The organism is Bacillus sp. UNC69MF (assembly GCF_000746035.1).
Lineage (GTDB): Bacteria > Bacillota > Bacilli > Bacillales > Bacillaceae > Bacillus > Bacillus velezensis.
The window spans coordinates 1-17,260 of sequence record NZ_JQKM01000021.1 but is presented as its reverse complement, the minus strand read 5'-3'; the positions used below and the strand labels follow the sequence as shown (position 1 = coordinate 17,260).

Here is a 17,260-nt window from a genome sequence, read left to right as displayed (position 1 = left end):
GAAGCCCCCCTCAAGATGAGATTTCCCATTCCGCAAGGAAGTAAGATCCCTGAAAGATGATCAGGTTGATAGGTCTGAGGTGGAAGTGTGGCGACACATGGAGCTGACAGATACTAATCGATCGAGGACTTAACCAATTTGAATGTATGCTTACTGTTATCTAGTTTTGAGAGAACACTCTCAATGGTTTGGTGGCGATAGCGAAGAGGTCACACCCGTTCCCATGCCGAACACGGAAGTTAAGCTCTTCAGCGCCGATGGTAGTCGGGGGTTTCCCCCTGTGAGAGTAGGACGCCGCCAAGCTATCATTACGGTAAAGGCAGCTCATCATGAGCTGCCTTTTTTGTTTATAAGTATTGCTTCAGGAAATTAGAAACGTAATACGGAAATTTGCGTTCCGTGACCTCTAAGAACCGGCGGATCATCACATAATCATCACTGACATGCTGTGTCAGCAGTTCATACCACCACTCCGTTTCATATCTCGCAATCATCCCGATATTGTAGAGAACCAAATAATGAATAATCATTTCCGGAAGATGCAGGAAGTGATCACGCTGAGAGGGAATGTAATATTGATTTTTCTCCAAGTGAAACAATAAATTTGGCGAAGACCAAGGTTCTTTGTCTATCGGGTCAGCCTCAAAAACCAAGTGATTATGGTCTTTCCTCAGAAAAGACCACTTCAAATGATGGCTGATATATTCAGCAAAGCGGGAATCAGACATATTGTAATGAATTACCGCATGCTCAGGCACTGAAATAAGGTCATCTTTGAGCTCTACTCGGGTCAGCCAATTCTTTTTCTCTTGGAAGTAAAAGACAGTATGCAATTCAGGTATGGCTGTCAGCAATTTCTTCATTGTGTACCGTTCTTCCTCAAGACCAGCTATCCCGAATAAGTGCTTCATTACATGAATACATAAGCCATTGCGCTGCACCTTCACTTCATCATCCCTAAAGGAGTAATTTTGCTTTTTGCGTTTCCGGGCAGTCACGCCATGCGCGAGTACTGAGGCATGGCTTGGATAGCTTGGATCTGTGGTCAGAAGACAGGCTTTCAGCAATTGTGACATCCCATAAAACAACAGAATAGGCTTAATTTCTAAAGGGGAAAGAGATGCCTGCTTATAAAAGGACTCGGCGTGTTTGATAAAGAATATGAAGCGCTCACTGTTCTTAAACGCATATCGTTTTGGTTCTTCCATGCCGCTTTCTGTATAGACTTTGTTTAGAAATTTCTGGGAAGATTCTACGGAATAAAATAATGATAACTCTTTCCACTCATGATCTCTCATATGTATTTTTAAACCCTTTCCTTTATCTAAATATTTCAACTCTTTTTCGCTTCCTTGACATGCTGTTTTCTAGTTGATAATCTACATATAATATTTTGCCGAAAAGAGGGGGATTTACTAATGTGGGAAAGTAAATTTTCAAAAGAAGGCTTAACGTTCGATGATGTACTGCTCGTACCGGCTCAATCAGACGTACTTCCGCGTGATGTGGATTTATCTGTTGAACTGACAAAGACGTTAAAGCTTAATATTCCTGTCATCAGTGCGGGAATGGATACAGTAACAGAATCAGCTATGGCGATTGCGATGGCCAGACAGGGCGGCTTGGGCATTATCCATAAAAACATGTCCATCGAACAGCAGGCTGAACATGTTGACAAAGTCAAACGTTCTGAACGGGGCGTTATTACAAATCCCTTCTTTTTAACACCTGATCATCAAGTATTCGATGCGGAGCATTTGATGGGGAAATACAGAATTTCCGGTGTTCCGATCGTAGATAATAAAGACGATCAAAAGCTTGTCGGTATCATTACAAACCGTGATCTTCGCTTTATCTCTGATTATTCAATGAAAATCAGTGATGTCATGACAAAAGAAGAGCTGGTTACGGCTTCTGTGGGAACCACATTAGACGAAGCAGAAAAAATCTTACAGAAACATAAAATTGAAAAACTCCCGTTAGTGGATGACCAAAACAAATTAAAGGGTCTTATTACGATCAAAGATATTGAAAAGGTTATCGAATTCCCGAATTCATCTAAAGATGAACACGGACGCCTTATTGTCGGCGCTGCGGTAGGCGTGACAGGCGATACAATGACACGCGTCAGCAAGCTTGTTGAAGCGAATGTCGACGTTATCGTGGTTGATACGGCTCACGGACATTCCAGAGGCGTACTGAACACAGTTGCGAAAATCCGTGAAACATATCCTGAACTGAACATTATCGCAGGAAATGTTGCAACGGCTGAAGCGACAAAAGCTCTGATTGAAGCCGGAGCAAATATTGTCAAAGTGGGAATCGGACCTGGTTCTATCTGTACGACACGTGTCGTTGCAGGTGTAGGCGTACCGCAGATCACTGCCATTTATGATTGTGCCACTGAAGCGAGAAAACACGGCGCGACAATTATCGCAGACGGCGGTATTAAATTCTCCGGAGATATTACGAAAGCGTTGGCTTCAGGCGGACATGCCGTAATGCTCGGAAGCCTGCTTGCCGGTACTTCAGAAAGCCCGGGAGAGACTGAAATCTATCAAGGCAGAAGATTTAAAGTGTATCGCGGTATGGGTTCTGTCGCTGCCATGGAAAAAGGCAGTAAAGACCGATATTTCCAAGAAGAAAATAAGAAATTCGTCCCTGAAGGTATCGAAGGACGGACTCCGTACAAAGGTCCTGTAGAAGAAACAGTGTATCAGCTTGTCGGCGGTCTTCGTTCAGGTATGGGATATTGCGGTTCAAAAGACTTGCGCGCTTTAAGAGAAGAGGCTCAATTCATCCGTATGACAGGTGCCGGACTTCGCGAAAGTCATCCGCATGATGTCCAAATTACGAAAGAATCACCAAACTATACAATCTCATAATTGTTACAAATAAAAAACATTTGACAGGGTCGCTGACTCTGTCTATTTTTTTTATATCGAGTGTGATAAAATTTATACTGTTGTGTTTTGAATTTGAATATGTCCTTAACGGCTTAATTATAGATTTAAAATGAATGACGGAGGTCGTAAGATTGAACATCACGAAATGGAAACAGCTGTTGGTGTCATTAGTGGTACTGGCACTGGCCGCAACTTGCTTTGTTCCAATGTCTAAAGCGGAGGCAGCCGGCAATGACCCGATTGATGTCAACGCATCAGCTGCGATAATGATTGAGGCTTCATCGGGAAAAATTTTATACAGTAAAAATGCAGACAAAAGACTGCCGATTGCCAGCATGACAAAAATGATGACTGAATATCTGCTTCTGGAAGCCATTAAAGAAGGAAAAGTGAAATGGGATCAAACGTATACTCCTGATGATTATGTCTATGAAATTTCTCAAGACAACAGTTTATCAAACGTCCCCCTTCGAAAAGACGGCAAATACACGGTTAAAGAACTGTATCAGGCTATGGCGATTTACTCTGCTAACGGAGCCGCGATTGCAGTTGCCGAAATTCTTGCCGGAACTGAAACGAAATTTGTCGCTGAAATGAATGCGAAAGCCAAAGAATTAGGCATGACAAACTATGACTTTAAAAATGCTACAGGGCTTGTGAATGAAGACCTTCACGGCAAGCAGCCGCAAGGAGAAGGCGTTAAAGAAGAGAGTGAAGTTTCTGCTAAAGACATGGCGCTTCTTGCAGACCGCCTGATCACTGATTATCCGGAAGTTCTCAAAACAACAAGCATCGCTAAGACGAAATTCAGAGCCGGCACTGATGATGAAATGGACATGCCGAACTGGAACTTCATGTTAAAAGGTCTTGTTTCTGAATACCCTGGCGTTGACGGCTTAAAAACGGGTTCTACTGATTCTGCGGGATCTTGTTTTACAAGCACAGCACAGCGGAACGGAATGCGGGTCATCACCGTTGTATTAGACGCAAAAGGCAACCTGCATACCGGACGTTTTGATGAAACGAAAAAAATGCTCGATTACGCATTTAACAGCAATTTCTCAATGAAAGATCTTTACCCTGAAGGCTCTCAAGTAAAAGGGCACAAAACGATTGACGTTGAAAAAGGGAAAGACAAGCAAGTCGATATTGTTACTGACAAGGCGCTTTCTATTCCTGTGAAAAGCGGGGATGAAAAGAACTATAAAGCCGAAGTGACTTTAGATAAAAAAGAAATCACGGCTCCTGTGAAAAAGGGAACGAAAGTCGGAACGCTGACAGTTACATACAAAGGCAGTGACAAAGACTATGGCTTCCTCAAATCCAAAGAGTTCAGCGTGAATCTTGTAACGAAAAATGATGTAGATAAAGCAAACTGGTTTGTTCAGATGATGCGCGGCATCGGCGGATTCTTCTCCGGAATCTGGAACAGCGCCGTTGACACGGTAACAGGCTGGTTTTAAGAAATAAGAAAGAGCTCTGATGAAAGTTAGGGCTCTTTTGCTTAATATACTGAAAAAACCAAATTATTAGTAAAAAAATGATATCTATCTTATTCATCTCGCTGTAAAATAAGAATACCCATATGAAATATTGTATTTCTGGGATACAATAAGAGATAGAAATTATCTAACTATACATTGACTAGGGGGACCAAATAATGGCTCAAACAGGTACTGATCGTGTAAAACGCGGCATGGCGGAAATGCAAAAAGGCGGCGTCATCATGGACGTTGTAAATGCTGAACAAGCGAAGATTGCGGAAGAGGCGGGAGCTGTTGCCGTAATGGCGTTAGAACGCGTTCCGGCTGATATTCGCGCTGCCGGCGGTGTTGCCCGCATGGCTGATCCGACAATCGTTGAAGAAGTAATGAATGCTGTATCCATTCCCGTAATGGCAAAAGCGCGTATCGGACATATCGTTGAAGCGCGTGTCCTTGAAGCAATGGGAGTAGATTACATCGATGAAAGTGAAGTTCTGACTCCGGCTGACGAAGAATTTCATTTAAATAAAAACGAATATACAGTCCCGTTCGTATGCGGCTGCCGTGATCTCGGCGAAGCAACGCGCCGTATCGCCGAAGGAGCTTCCATGCTTCGTACAAAAGGCGAACCGGGAACAGGAAACATTGTGGAAGCTGTCCGCCATATGAGAAAAGTAAACGCGCAAGTGCGCAAAGTTGTTGCGATGAGCGATGACGAGCTGATGACTGAAGCTAAAAACCTCGGCGCTCCTTATGAACTGCTTCTTCAAATCAAGCGTGACGGCAAACTGCCTGTAGTGAACTTTGCTGCCGGCGGAGTAGCGACGCCTGCTGATGCGGCATTGATGATGCAGCTTGGCGCTGACGGCGTATTTGTCGGTTCAGGTATTTTCAAATCAGACAACCCTGCTAAATTCGCCAAAGCAATTGTTGAAGCAACGACTCATTACACAGACTACAAACTGATCGCTGAGCTTTCTAAAGAATTAGGCACAGCGATGAAAGGAATCGAAATCTCAAATCTATTGCCGGAACAGCGTATGCAAGAACGCGGCTGGTAAAACCATAGGAGAGCTGGAAGCATGTTAACAATTGGTGTACTTGGACTTCAAGGAGCAGTAAGAGAACATATTCGTTCAATTGAAGCATGTGGTTCAAAAGGTGTCGTCATTAAGCGTCCTGAACAGCTGAATGACATCGACGGTTTAATCCTGCCGGGCGGGGAAAGCACGACGATGCGGCGTTTAATGGATACGTATCATTTTATGGAGCCGCTTCGCGAGTTTGCCGCCCAAGGCAAGCCGATGTTCGGCACATGCGCCGGTCTGATTATTTTAGCCAAAGAGATAGCGGGAACGGATAACGCTCATCTAGGGCTGTTGAACGTTGTCGTCGAGCGTAATTCCTTTGGCCGTCAGGTTGACAGCTTTGAAGCTGATCTGACGATTAAAGGCCTTGATGAGCCGTTTACGGGTGTATTTATTCGCGCGCCGCATATTTTAGAAGCCGGAGAAGATGTTGAAGTGCTTTGTGAGCATAACGGACGCATCGTGGCTGCAAAGCAGGGGAATTTCCTCGGCTGCTCGTTCCATCCTGAACTGACGGATGATCACCGGGTGACAGAGCTGTTTGTGAAGATGGCGGAAAAGCATAAGCAGGAAACAGCTGTATAAAACAGTTGAAAACCGCTGATACTTATAGTACATTATAAACACAAATAAAGATCGAAAAGCGTTGACAGGAAGCAGTAGGGGGCCCCTCTTTCAAAGAGAGCCGATGGGTGGTGCGAATCGGTGAAAGATGCTGTCCGAATCCGTCCTTGAGCGAAATGCTGAAACCAAGTAGGCATTTACGGGAAAACCGTTATGTGTTAAAGCGGGAAGCAAGTGTGAGCTTGTTTTCAATCAGGGTGGCAACGCGAGAGCTCTCGTCCCTTTTAGGGGATGAGGGCTCTTTTTTATTTTCGATAAAAACAGATAGGAGTTGTTAGGCATGATTGATACGAAGGTGCTGAGAGCCAATTTTCAAGAGGTAAAAGCGAAGCTCATTCCAAAAGGCGAAGACTTATCTGACTTTGACAAGTTTGAAGAGCTGGACGAAAAGAGAAGAGAGCTTATCGGTAAAGTAGAAGAACTGAAGGGAAAACGCAATGAAGTATCTCAGCAGGTCGCCGTTTTGAAACGGGAGAAAAAAGACGCTGATCATATTATTAAAGAGATGCGCGAAGTGGGCGAAGAAATTAAGAAACTTGATGAAGAGCTTCGTACTGTCGAAACGACGCTCGAAACCATCCTTCTGTCTATTCCGAACATCCCGCACGATTCAGTGCCCGTCGGGGAAACGGAAGATGATAACATTGAAATTCGCAAGTGGGGAGAGGCGCCGGCATTTTCATATGAGCCGAAACCGCATTGGGATATCGCAGACCATTTAAACATTCTTGATTTCGAACGCGCTTCAAAAGTAACAGGCAGCCGGTTTGTGTTTTATAAAGGATTAGGCGCCCGCCTCGAACGCGCGCTCTACAACTTTATGCTGGATCTTCACGTTGATGAATATGATTACACGGAAGTCATTCCTCCTTATATGGTAAACCGTACGAGCATGACAGGTACGGGACAGCTTCCTAAATTTGAAGAGGATGCTTTTAAAATCAGAGAAGAGGATTATTTCTTAATTCCGACGGCGGAAGTGCCGATTACAAATATGCACCGCGATGAAATCTTATCCGGTGAGAACCTGCCGATCAATTATGCCGCATTCAGCGCCTGCTTCCGTTCAGAAGCGGGATCTGCCGGCCGTGATACACGCGGTTTGATCCGCCAGCATCAGTTCAACAAGGTTGAGCTTGTGAAATTCGTGAAGCCGGAAGATTCTTATGAGGAGCTTGAAAAACTGACGAATCAAGCTGAGCGGGTGCTTCAGCTGCTCGAACTGCCGTATCGTGTCATGAGCATGTGTACCGGTGATCTCGGCTTTACAGCCGCGAAAAAGTACGATATTGAGGTATGGATTCCAAGCCAAGACACATACCGTGAAATTTCTTCTTGCAGTAACTTTGAGGCCTTCCAGGCGAGACGCGCAAACATTCGATTCAGACGCGAAGCGAAAGGCAAGCCGGAGCATGTGCATACATTAAACGGTTCAGGTCTTGCAGTCGGCAGAACAGTAGCTGCCATCTTAGAAAACTATCAGCAGGAAGACGGAAGTGTCATCATTCCGAAAGTGCTTCGTCCTTATATGGGAAATAAAGAAGTCATCAAACCGTAAAAGGTGCGCCCTAGAGGCGCGCCTTTTTTGCTGCCCGGTATAGAGCGGCGGCATTCCGGGCAGTGCTTTCAAGGTTAAAACGGCCGGATGCTAAGGCGTCTTCAAGACTTACAGCGCCGGGCACGATAGAAAACACAGCCGTTATTCCTGCGCTGTAAACATGCTCGAAATTTTTGCCTAAGGAGCCCGCCAATGCGATAACGGGAATTTCTTGAGCAGATGCGCGTGCGGCGATCCCGGCGGGGGTTTTGCCGAATAGCGTTTGTCCGTCTATCTGCCCCTCTCCGGTAATGACAAGGTCAGCGCCTCTTATCTGATCTGAGAAGGATAGTGTATCTAATACAACGTCAATCCCGCTTTGAAGTTCTGCCTGTAAGAAAGCGATCAGTCCGGCGCCGAGTCCCCCTGCGGCGCCCGCGCCTTTTACGGTATCCGCTTCGATATCGTGCTGACGTCTCAATACGTCAGCGAAATGGCGTAAGTTGCGATCCAATACAACTTTAGTCTTCTCGGATGCCCCTTTTTGCGGGCCGAAGACATATGACGCGCCGTTTTTACCGGTCAGAGGATTTTCGACATCACATGCGGCACGGATACGGATATGTTTCAGATCAGGAGAGAGACCGCTTATATCAATAGAAGCTAGGGTGTGCAGAGCGCCTCCGCCGTCAGGTATCTCCTGACCTTCCTCATTTAAGAAACGCACACCGAGCGCGCTCGCCATTCCTGTTCCGCCGTCATTGGTTGCGCTCCCGCCAAGCCCGATGATGATCTCACCCGCCCCGCGGGAAGCTGCATCTGCTATCAGTTCACCCGTTCCTCTTGTCGTTGTGTTCAACGGATCTCTGAGATGGCGGGGAACGAGATGAAGTCCCGATGCTTCCGCCATTTCAATGACTGCTGTGCGTCCGTCTCCCAGAAGTCCATATGCGGCGTTTACCGGCGTTCCCAGCGGACCGGTCACAGTTTTTTTGATGATGCTTCCGCCAGTGGCATCCGTCAAAGCCTGAACGGTTCCTTCTCCGCCGTCGGCCGCAGGTATCTTGAAATATTCCGCGTCAGGGAAGACCGCTTTGAATCCTTTTTCTATGCTGTCAGCGGCTTCTTTTGATGTCATGCTTTCTTTGAAAGAATCCGGTGCAATGATGATTTTCATTATGTTCTCCACCTTTATGAGCAGGTATCTGTTTGAATCTATTCTTGATTTTTACTGTGTTTTCCTGCCCGTATGGCATACTGAGGTTGAATTGGACGCAAGACTTTTGTATGATAGTAAAGCTGACGGACAAGCCGTTTAAGAAATGAAATAAAAAATATGAAAAAGCGCTTGACTGAAATTTAGGTCATGTGGTATATTATTAAATGTCGATACGGAGGAATACCCAAGTCTGGCTGAAGGGATCGGTCTTGAAAACCGACAGGGGTGTCAAAGCCCGCGGGGGTTCGAATCCCTCTTCCTCCGCCATATTGATTTTAAACCTAATGAAACTCGAGCATATATTGGAGATTGTTTTGTCCGCTGCATGTGATGCAGCGGATTTTTTATATGCAAAAAAAGCGATTTTCTCTGTTCGGGGAAAATCGCTTTGCTATTTTTATTTATTTCTGTTTTCGTTGATCACGTGACTGATTTTTTCGATCAAAGGTTCCAGTGACTGTTCATCAGCTTCAAGGTCATAATCTTCAATGCGTACTTTCAGCACAGGGCAGGCGTTAAAACCGCTGATCCAGTCTTCGTACCGTGTATACATCTCTTCCCAATAAGAGCGGTTTGTCTGCAGCTCCATCTCGCGGCCCCGCTTTTCAATCCGGTTTATAATGTTTTCAAGGTCGCCTTCTAAATAGATCAAAACATCAGGATGCGGGAAGTACGGCGTCATGACCATCGCCTCAAATAGGCTAGTGTATGTTGTGTAATCTGTCAGCGACATGGTTCCTTTATCGGCATGCATTTTTGCGAATATGCCTGTATCTTCATAAATCGAACGGTCCTGCACGAATCCGCCGCCTGATTCAAACATGTTTTTCTGCTCTTTGAACCGCTCAGCCAGAAAATAAATTTGTAAATGGAAGCTCCAGCGTTCAAAATCGTGATAAAACTTCTCTAAATAAGGGTTTTCATCCACTTCCTCGAGTGAGGTATGAAACCCGAGCCGTTTTGCTAAAGCTTTGGTCAAAGTCGATTTTCCGACTCCTACCGTTCCCGCTACTGTGATAATGGCGTTGTTTGGAATATGAATGTCTTTCATTTAATAAGCTCCTTTACCTGACGGGCAATTCTTTCATAGTCTGTCTTATTCAAAACAAAGTCTTCAGTATCACCGTCAATGGTCAGTACAGATATATCCGGGTCTTCTTCCTGAAGCTGTCTGATGGCTGTGTCGTAATCTGTAATGAGACGTTCCAGATATTGATGTTCGATATTTTTCTCAAACGGGCGTCCGCGTTTTTCAATGCGTTGAAGCAATGTCGGCAGGCTTGCCTTTATGTATACAATAACATTCGGTTTCGGCAGGTCGTGAGTGAGCAGATGATAAATCTGCTTATACTTCTCAAGCTTTTGGCCGTGCAATGTACGCTCTGCGAAAATAACATTTTTATAAATATGATAATCGGACAAAACGGGCTGTCCTTGTTTTAAATAATCTCGATCGGTGTCTTCAAGCTGTTTATACCTGTGACATAGAAAAAACATTTCAAGCTGGAAACTCCACTCCTCGATATTGTCATAAAACTTATCGAGATAAGGGTTGTCTTCCACAATCTCATTAATCATAGGAAAACCGAGCTCTTCAGAAAGCATCGTAGCGAGTGTCGTTTTTCCTGCCCCGATAGGACCTTCTACCGCGATAAAAGGGGCTCTGTTCATTGAAAATCCTCCTTAATTCTGCAAACATCCGTCAGCTGCCGGCCTTTATATTGTATCACACTCTCAGAAAAGCCCATGAAAAAAGACGCTTCCAATTAACGAAACGTCTCTTTTACAATATGAAATTGATCGTTGAGCAAAAGCCAGTTTTGCGGGAAAGAAAGGCCGAGTTTCCAATAGCTGATTCCTCTTAAATGAAGTTCTTTAATTAAATTGAATTTCGCTTGAATGGATCGTGCGTCTTCAAACCATACTTCATGCCGTCTCTGATTTTCATCCGTGTATCGGAAGAATGGAGCCTGGGCGGTTTCGTCATATTGAATGTCGACTTTATAGCGTGCTGCCAGAGCGATTGCCTGCTGAGGACTGACGGCTTTGGCTGTTGTTCCCTGTTTAAAAGGCAGTGTCCAATCGTAGCCGTACATGTTCTGGCCCATAACGATTTTTGAAGAAGGCATTTCCGTCAGCGCGTACTCAATGACATTTCTTACAGGGCCGATAGGTGATACGGCCTGAGCCGGGCCTCCGCTGTACCCCCACTCATATGTCATGATTACGACAAAATCGACGATTTCTCCATGTGCCCTATAGTCATGTGCTTCGTACCATTTGCCGGCCTGAGTCGCGCTCGTTTTCGGAGCAAGCGCCGTTGAAATCTTCCAGCCTTCCCGATGAAAAATCGTCCTCGCTTCACGTAAAAAACGATTGTAGGCTTCTCTGTCCTGTGGACGTAAATATTCGAAATCAAAGTGAATATCGCGAAAGCCGTACTTTTTAGCCGTGGAGACGATTTCCTGAAAGAGTTTTGTTTTCACTGTATTGTCATTCAAGATGAGCCGCCCGAGTTCATCGCTGAATGCGTCATTTTCAAGGTTGGTGATGATCATCATCAGTGTGGTGTTGTGCCTGTCACTGATACTTTTTAAATTGGTCAGAGGCGGTTCCTTTAAAGTCCCGTTCCGCTGCACTTGAAAACTGAATGCGCCAAGGTATGTTAAATAAGGAGAGGCCTCCCTTGCCGCCTGCTGCAGATTAGCGCTTACGCTCGTTCCCCGCGGTTCTATATATGCGTTTGATTCGATATCGGGCTTATTCGCCTGCTGCGGAATGTAAAGGCTGGTTCCGACTCTCAATGTGGTGCCGGGCTGAATTCCGTTAACCCTCGCAAGCTCCGCGGCCGATATATGAAAACGGCCGGCGATTGCCGCGAGAGTATCACCTTGTTTCACTTCGTAATATTGACCCTCAATCGGGATGACAAGGGTTTGTCCGACAACCAATGTATTTGGATTAGGCAGTTTATTTGCTTCCGCAATGACATTTGCGGCAGTCCGGTAGCGCGCCGCAATTGCGGAAAGCGTGTCGCCCCGTTTCACTATATAGATCTGAATGAAAAACGCCTCCTTTCATATCCGCTATCAAATATATGAAAAAAGGAGGCTGATCATGTTTATTTTTCGGCGGTAATTTGTTTTTCCGTGGTTATTTCTGCGAAGAGAACATTCTCCATCATGGTCAAAGCGAAATCATTGTCTTCGTCGTTATTGGAAGCGGTGCAGTCTTTCGGAATGGCAATGCTGTATTCTCTCATATAGGCGTCGTTGGCCGTGAACAGCACACAAATGTTCCCGGCAATCCCCGTGATGACTAATCGGTTCACTTGTAATTCGGTCAGAAGGGTGTGAAGCGCTGTTTCGTAAAAAGCGGAATGCTTCGGTTTAATGAGAAAATAATCATCCGGCTGAGGCGAAATTTCTTTTATAATGGGGGCGCTTCTGTCGTTGCTGCATTCCTCCCTGATGGCATCAATATCAGCCTTCCAGAGCCCGTAATGATCATTAATATAAATAATCGGCCAGTTGCTTTGTTTTGCATGCTTCTTTAATGATAAAATACGGGGGACAATTTGTTTGGTTTTTTCAGCAAGACGTTCGCCCATATCAAATTGAAAATTGTTGATCATATCGACAATCAGAAGGGCTGTGTTGTTAGGTTCAGACAATACCGGCAACTCCTTTCTGCTGGGGTATTCCTATTTTAACCTTTATGAGACATGAAAAAACTTAAGAAGAGAGCTCGAACCTATGAATGATGAATATTATATGAGAGAAGCCATAAAAGAAGCGAAGAAAGCCGAAGCGAAAGGTGAAGTGCCGATCGGAGCAGTTCTTGTTCTGCACGATGAGATCGTGGCGCGGGCGCATAATCTGCGGGAGACTGAACAGAGGTCGCTTGCCCACGCCGAAATGCTGGCGATAGACGAAGCGTGCCGTAGGCTGGGGACATGGAGACTTGAGGATGCCGTTCTTTATGTCACTTTGGAGCCGTGTCCGATGTGCGCGGGAGCCGTCGTGCTTTCGAGAGTCGATAAGGTCGTATTCGGCGCATTTGATCCCAAGGGGGGCTGTACAGGAACGCTGATGAACCTCTTGCAGGAAGAGCGGTTCAACCACCAAGCGGAAGTGGTGAGCGGCGTGCTCGGAGAAGAGTGCGGAGAAATGCTCAGCGCTTTTTTCAGAAAGCTGCGCCGGCAAAAGAAAGACATGAGGAAAAAGTTGTCTGAGTAGTACGGTTGCATTTTCTGCCTGAAGCAGATATACTTATGTGTGCATCATGAATGGTGCTCATATAAAAATTTGATATTTATTTTGCCGTGCTAAGCGGGGAGGTAGCGGTGCCCTGTACCCGCAATCCGCTCTAGCGGGGCCGAATCCCTTCTCGAGGTTCGTTTACTGTAAGGTCTGCCTTAAGTAAGTGGCGTTGACGTCTGGGTCCTGCGCAATGGGAATTCATGAACCATGTCAGGTCCGGAAGGAAGCAGCATTAAGTGAAACCTCTCATGTGCCGCAGGGTTGCCTGGGCTGAGCTAACTGCTTAAGTAACGCTTAGGGTAGCGAATCGACAGAAGGTGCACGGTAAATCAATCATCAAATTTCAGACTCACCTGTTTATGGCAGGTGAGTTTTTTCGTATATGAAAAACGGGTTTTGGCGTTAAAAGCACGTTCATGTATAATAAACATGATGAATAACAGAGGAGGGCGCATCCTGTGGGTTACCAAGCTTTATATCGAGTATTTAGGCCTCAGCAGTTTGAAGATGTGGTCGGACAGGAACACATTACGAAAACGCTGCAAAATGCCCTTTTGCAAAAGAAATTTTCTCATGCATATCTGTTTTCTGGACCGCGGGGAACGGGAAAAACCAGTGCAGCTAAAATATTTGCGAAAGCAGTCAACTGTGAGCACGCCCCCGTAGAAGAACCGTGCAATGAATGTGCGGCGTGCAAGGGGATCACAAACGGCTCTATATCAGATGTGATTGAAATAGATGCGGCGTCGAATAACGGGGTAGACGAAATCCGCGACATCCGTGACAAAGTAAAATTCGCCCCGTCGGCCGTCACCTACAAAGTATATATTATAGATGAGGTGCATATGCTCTCTATCGGCGCATTCAATGCGCTTCTGAAAACGCTGGAAGAACCGCCGGCACATTGCATTTTCATATTAGCTACGACTGAGCCTCATAAGATTCCTTTAACCATTATCTCCAGATGTCAGCGTTTTGACTTCAAACGGATTACATCCAAAGCAATTGTCGGACGAATGAAGACAATCGTCGATGCAGAGCAGCTGAAGGTGGAAGAAGGAGCCCTTGATATCATAGCGAGTGCTGCGGACGGAGGAATGAGGGACGCGCTGAGCCTGCTCGATCAAGCCGTATCATTCAGCGGCGAGGAGCTGTCGGTGGATGATGCATTGCTCATTACCGGAGCCGTTTCTCAGCACTATATTGGAAAACTGGCATCTGCTCTTCACCGCAAACAGGTTTCCGAGGCATTGGAAACACTGAATGAATTGCTCCAGCAAGGGAAAGATGCGGCCAAACTGATTGAAGATATGATTTTCTATTTCAGGGATATGCTCTTGTACCAGGCCGCTCCCGGTTTAGAAGGAGTCCTGGAGAAGGTGAAGGTCGATGAAACGTTTCGGAGCCTGAGCGGTGACATACCGGCCCCCGCTTTATATGAGATGATTGATATCCTGAATAAAAGCCATCAGGAAATGAAGTGGACGAACCACCCAAGAATCTTTTTTGAAGTGGCTGTCGTGAAAATATGCCAGACGGCACAGCAATCCGCCGAAGACATCCCTGAGGTCGGCATGCTGATGAATAAGATTCAGCAGCTTGAGCAGGAAGTAGAAAGGCTGAAAACCTCCGGTGTGAAGGTTCAGATGGAAAGCGCTCCGAAAGAAGCTCCGCGTCCTCAAAAAGGCGGAAAAAGCCATTACAAAGCTCCGGTCGGAAGAATTCATGAGATATTGAAGGAAGCCACAAGACCTGAACTTGAACAGCTTAAAAGCAGCTGGGGCAAGCTGCTGGCACACCTGAAACAGCAGAATAAGGTGTCTCATGCGGCTCTTTTGAATGACAGTGAACCGGTGGCTGCTGGTCAAAAGGCATTTGTGCTTAAATTTAAATACGAAATCCATTGTAAAATGGTTGCAGAAGACAATAACGGAGTCCGTACGAATCTTGAACAGATTCTCGAATCAATGCTCGGGAAAAGAATGGATTTGATTGGCGTTCCGGAAGCACAATGGGGTAAAATAAGAGAAGAATTTTTAAATGATCACCAGCAGGAAAGTGAAGGATCAAACGAACCGGCTGAAGAAGATCCGCTGATTGCAGAGGCGAAAAAACTTGTCGGAGCGGATTTAATCGAAATAAAAGACTAATAAGATGAAAGAGAGTGATTGAATATGCGTGGCGGAATGGGAAACATGCAAAAAATGATGAAACAAATGCAAAAAATGCAAAAGGATATGGCGAAGGCTCAGGAGGAGCTTGCTGAAAAAGTGCTTGAAGGCACAGCAGGCGGCGGTATGGTGACTGTAAAAGTCAACGGCCAAAAAGAAGTTGTAGACATTGCCATTAAAGAAGAAGTCGTTGATCCGGAAGATATCGAAATGCTTCAGGACCTGGTTCTTGCTGCGACAAACGACGCCCTCAAAAAAGTGGATGACATGACGAATGAGACAATGGGACAATTTACAAAAGGAATGAACATACCGGGTTTATTCTAGGGGGATAAATAAACATGCAGTATCCTGAACCAATATCAAAGCTGATTGACAGCTTTATGAAATTGCCAGGGATCGGACCGAAAACAGCGGTTCGTCTGGCTTTTTTTGTTCTAGGTATGAAAGAAGACACAGTATTGGATTTTGCTAAGGCGCTTGTCAATGCGAAGCGGAATCTGACATATTGCTCGATTTGCGGACATATAACAGATCAAGACCCTTGTTATATATGTGAGGACACAAGAAGGGATAAGTCTGTTATTTGTGTCGTGCAGGACCCTAAGGATGTGATCGCAATGGAGAAAATGAAGGAATATAACGGCCAGTATCATGTTCTTCACGGCGCGATTTCACCAATGGACGGCATCGGCCCGGAGGATATTAAGATTCCGGAGCTGCTGAAACGTCTTCAGGATGATCAAGTGACAGAAGTTATTCTCGCAACCAACCCTAATATTGAAGGGGAAGCAACAGCGATGTATATATCAAGGCTGTTAAAGCCCTCAGGCATCAAGCTCTCCCGTATTGCCCACGGTCTGCCCGTCGGCGGTGATTTGGAATATGCTGATGAGGTCACTCTTTCAAAAGCTCTTGAAGGAAGACGTGAATTGTAAGGGAGGAAAAGGCAAGGCATGGGTTTTCTTCGCAGAAATACATTAAGAAAAGAGTTTGATGAGAAGCTGATAGAACAGCTCTTTAAACAAAAAGAAGAATGGAACAGACAGAAGAGTCTGGTCGAGAAAAGTCTCGAGCCCTCCGCTGAGGTATTGTTTGAGCTGAAAGTCGCTGAATCTAAGTACTTTTTTTATTTGAAAGAAGCGAAGCAGCGGAATTTGAAAATGAGCAGATGGAAGTAAGAGGTCTATTCTCCGGGATCTTCTCATAAGCTTGTACTAAACAAGCGAGGGGGAAGATTCATGGAGCCTTTTTTCATTATCGGTTTGATTGTCGGTCTGGTTGCTTTGCTTTTTTTATGGGGGGTATCTTCAAAACCGTTAAGATGGATTGGTGTGACTGCGATTAAGTTTATTGCCGGTGCGATTCTGCTGGTGGGTGTGAACTTGTTCGGAGGCAGTCTCGGTATTCATATCCCTGTTAACCTGATTACAACGGGCATCAGCGGGATTCTGGGGATTCCCGGCATCGCAGCTTTGATAGTCATTAAACGCTTCATCATTTAATTTATTGATTATTGTTGACATGTTGGATCAAGGGTGGTATTCTAATATACGTCGCTGATGACGAAACGAATTCTTAAAAAAGAAATTATAAAAAGTTATTGACGACATCGACACTGATATGTTACAATAATTAAGTCGCTTCAAGAGCGATGGACAAAGTTCTTTGAAAACTAAACAAGACAAAACGTACCTGTTAATTCAAAGTTTTAAATAAATCGCACAGCGATGTGCGTAGTCAGTCAAACTACTTTATCGGAGAGTTTGATCCTGGCTCAGGACGAACGCTGGCGGCGTGCCTAATACATGCAAGTCGAGCGGACAGATGGGAGCTTGCTCCCTGATGTTAGCGGCGGACGGGTGAGTAACACGTGGGTAACCTGCCTGTAAGACTGGGATAACTCCGGGAAACCGGGGCTAATACCGGATGGTTGTCTGAACCGCATGGTTCAGACATAAAAGGTGGC

Annotated in this window: 17 protein-coding genes, 1 tRNA gene, 3 rRNA genes, 1 other RNA gene and 1 other annotated feature; of the genes, 16 read left to right on the top strand and 6 right to left on the bottom strand. The window is 45.4% G+C overall.

Annotation, left to right across the window (positions count from 1 at the left end):
- Together BR62_RS0111975 and rrf are read left to right on the top strand one after the other, a co-directional pair.
- Nucleotides 1-137 (top strand): 23S ribosomal RNA (locus tag BR62_RS0111975); the annotation flags it as partial.
- Between the two features lie 50 nt (nucleotides 138-187).
- Nucleotides 188-303, top strand: a 5S ribosomal RNA gene (gene rrf / locus BR62_RS0111970).
- 44 nt (nucleotides 304-347) lie between these two features.
- On the opposite strand, the gene BR62_RS0111965 is transcribed toward rrf, so the two are convergent.
- The gene (locus BR62_RS0111965; protein WP_032870964.1) at nucleotides 348-1,298 is read right to left on the bottom strand and encodes a YaaC family protein; all 951 of its coding nucleotides are present in this window, start codon (nucleotides 1,296-1,298) and stop codon (nucleotides 348-350) included.
- 120 nt (nucleotides 1,299-1,418) lie between these two features.
- Here BR62_RS0111965 and guaB point away from each other — a divergent pair, with 120 nt between their 5' ends.
- The 5 genes from guaB (at nucleotide 1,419) to serS (ending at nucleotide 7,660) form a co-directional block, all read left to right on the top strand.
- Entirely contained in the window at nucleotides 1,419-2,885 is a 1,467-nt protein-coding gene (gene guaB, locus BR62_RS0111960) for an IMP dehydrogenase (RefSeq protein WP_007408741.1), read from the top strand.
- Between the two features lie 152 nt (nucleotides 2,886-3,037).
- A complete protein-coding gene (gene dacA / locus BR62_RS0111955; protein WP_015239011.1) occupies nucleotides 3,038-4,369 on the top strand; it encodes a D-alanyl-D-alanine carboxypeptidase in 1,332 nt (443 codons plus the stop codon).
- A 197-nt stretch (nucleotides 4,370-4,566) separates the two neighbouring features.
- Nucleotides 4,567-5,451 (top strand): pyridoxal 5'-phosphate synthase lyase subunit PdxS, encoded by an 885-nt coding sequence (gene pdxS / locus BR62_RS0111950; RefSeq protein ID WP_003150714.1) that lies wholly within the window; start codon nucleotides 4,567-4,569, stop codon nucleotides 5,449-5,451.
- Between the two features lie 21 nt (nucleotides 5,452-5,472).
- Entirely contained in the window at nucleotides 5,473-6,063 is a 591-nt protein-coding gene (gene pdxT, locus BR62_RS0111945; protein ID WP_007615126.1) for a pyridoxal 5'-phosphate synthase glutaminase subunit PdxT, read from the top strand.
- A 52-nt stretch (nucleotides 6,064-6,115) separates the two neighbouring features.
- Nucleotides 6,116-6,328: a binding site (T-box leader), on the top strand.
- A gap of 54 nt (nucleotides 6,329-6,382) precedes the next feature.
- Nucleotides 6,383-7,660, top strand: coding sequence for a serine--tRNA ligase (serS, locus tag BR62_RS0111940; RefSeq protein ID WP_007408744.1), 1,278 nt, complete (start codon nucleotides 6,383-6,385; stop codon nucleotides 7,658-7,660).
- Nucleotides 7,661-7,670: 10 nt separating this feature from the next.
- Here the strand turns inward: serS and BR62_RS0111935 are convergent, their stop codons facing one another.
- Entirely contained in the window at nucleotides 7,671-8,816 is a 1,146-nt protein-coding gene (locus BR62_RS0111935; protein WP_032870961.1) for a glycerate kinase, read from the bottom strand.
- Nucleotides 8,817-9,032: 216 nt separating this feature from the next.
- Between BR62_RS0111935 and BR62_RS0111930 the strand changes: the two genes are divergently transcribed.
- Nucleotides 9,033-9,125: transfer RNA gene (locus tag BR62_RS0111930), tRNA-Ser, on the top strand.
- Between the two features lie 130 nt (nucleotides 9,126-9,255).
- Here BR62_RS0111930 and dck read toward each other — a convergent pair.
- The 4 genes from dck to BR62_RS0111910 all read right to left on the bottom strand — a co-directional run bounded on the left by dck (nucleotide 9,256) and on the right by BR62_RS0111910 (nucleotide 12,531).
- Nucleotides 9,256-9,909: a deoxyadenosine/deoxycytidine kinase gene (gene dck, locus BR62_RS0111925; protein ID WP_007615132.1), complete on the bottom strand. Its 654-nt coding sequence runs from the start codon at nucleotides 9,907-9,909 to the stop codon at nucleotides 9,256-9,258.
- Nucleotides 9,906-10,529 carry a deoxyguanosine kinase gene (gene dgk / locus BR62_RS0111920; RefSeq protein ID WP_032870958.1) on the bottom strand — a complete coding sequence of 208 codons (624 nt, stop codon included), beginning with the start codon at nucleotides 10,527-10,529 and terminating at the stop codon, nucleotides 9,906-9,908. The genes dck and dgk overlap by 4 nt, the downstream gene beginning before the upstream one ends.
- A 95-nt stretch (nucleotides 10,530-10,624) precedes the next feature.
- Nucleotides 10,625-11,908, bottom strand: a complete 1,284-nt coding sequence (locus BR62_RS0111915; protein WP_032870956.1) for a glycoside hydrolase family 18 protein — start codon at nucleotides 11,906-11,908, stop codon at nucleotides 10,625-10,627.
- A 71-nt stretch (nucleotides 11,909-11,979) separates the two neighbouring features.
- The gene (locus BR62_RS0111910; protein ID WP_007408750.1) at nucleotides 11,980-12,531 is read right to left on the bottom strand and encodes a cysteine hydrolase family protein; all 552 of its coding nucleotides are present in this window, start codon (nucleotides 12,529-12,531) and stop codon (nucleotides 11,980-11,982) included.
- Nucleotides 12,532-12,613: 82 nt separating this feature from the next.
- Between BR62_RS0111910 and tadA the strand changes: the two genes are divergently transcribed.
- From tadA to BR62_RS0111875, 8 genes are all read left to right on the top strand, one after another.
- Entirely contained in the window at nucleotides 12,614-13,096 is a 483-nt protein-coding gene (gene tadA / locus BR62_RS0111905) for a tRNA adenosine(34) deaminase TadA (RefSeq protein WP_007408751.1), read from the top strand.
- A gap of 84 nt (nucleotides 13,097-13,180) precedes the next feature.
- Nucleotides 13,181-13,445, top strand: an RNA gene (gene ffs, locus BR62_RS19230) — signal recognition particle sRNA large type.
- A 133-nt stretch (nucleotides 13,446-13,578) separates the two neighbouring features.
- On the top strand, nucleotides 13,579-15,270 hold the full coding sequence (gene dnaX / locus BR62_RS0111900; protein WP_032870953.1) for a DNA polymerase III subunit gamma/tau: 1,692 nt from the start codon (nucleotides 13,579-13,581) through the stop codon (nucleotides 15,268-15,270).
- 24 nt (nucleotides 15,271-15,294) lie between these two features.
- The gene (locus tag BR62_RS0111895) at nucleotides 15,295-15,618 is read left to right on the top strand and encodes a YbaB/EbfC family nucleoid-associated protein (protein ID WP_007408754.1); all 324 of its coding nucleotides are present in this window, start codon (nucleotides 15,295-15,297) and stop codon (nucleotides 15,616-15,618) included.
- A gap of 14 nt (nucleotides 15,619-15,632) precedes the next feature.
- The gene (recR, locus tag BR62_RS0111890) at nucleotides 15,633-16,229 is read left to right on the top strand and encodes a recombination protein RecR (RefSeq protein WP_003150697.1); all 597 of its coding nucleotides are present in this window, start codon (nucleotides 15,633-15,635) and stop codon (nucleotides 16,227-16,229) included.
- Between the two features lie 18 nt (nucleotides 16,230-16,247).
- The gene (locus tag BR62_RS0111885; RefSeq protein WP_007408755.1) at nucleotides 16,248-16,472 is read left to right on the top strand and encodes a YaaL family protein; all 225 of its coding nucleotides are present in this window, start codon (nucleotides 16,248-16,250) and stop codon (nucleotides 16,470-16,472) included.
- Between the two features lie 60 nt (nucleotides 16,473-16,532).
- Nucleotides 16,533-16,796, top strand: a complete 264-nt coding sequence (locus BR62_RS0111880; protein WP_003150686.1) for a pro-sigmaK processing inhibitor BofA family protein — start codon at nucleotides 16,533-16,535, stop codon at nucleotides 16,794-16,796.
- Between the two features lie 249 nt (nucleotides 16,797-17,045).
- A 16S ribosomal RNA gene (locus BR62_RS0111875) occupies nucleotides 17,046-17,260 on the top strand; the annotation flags it as partial.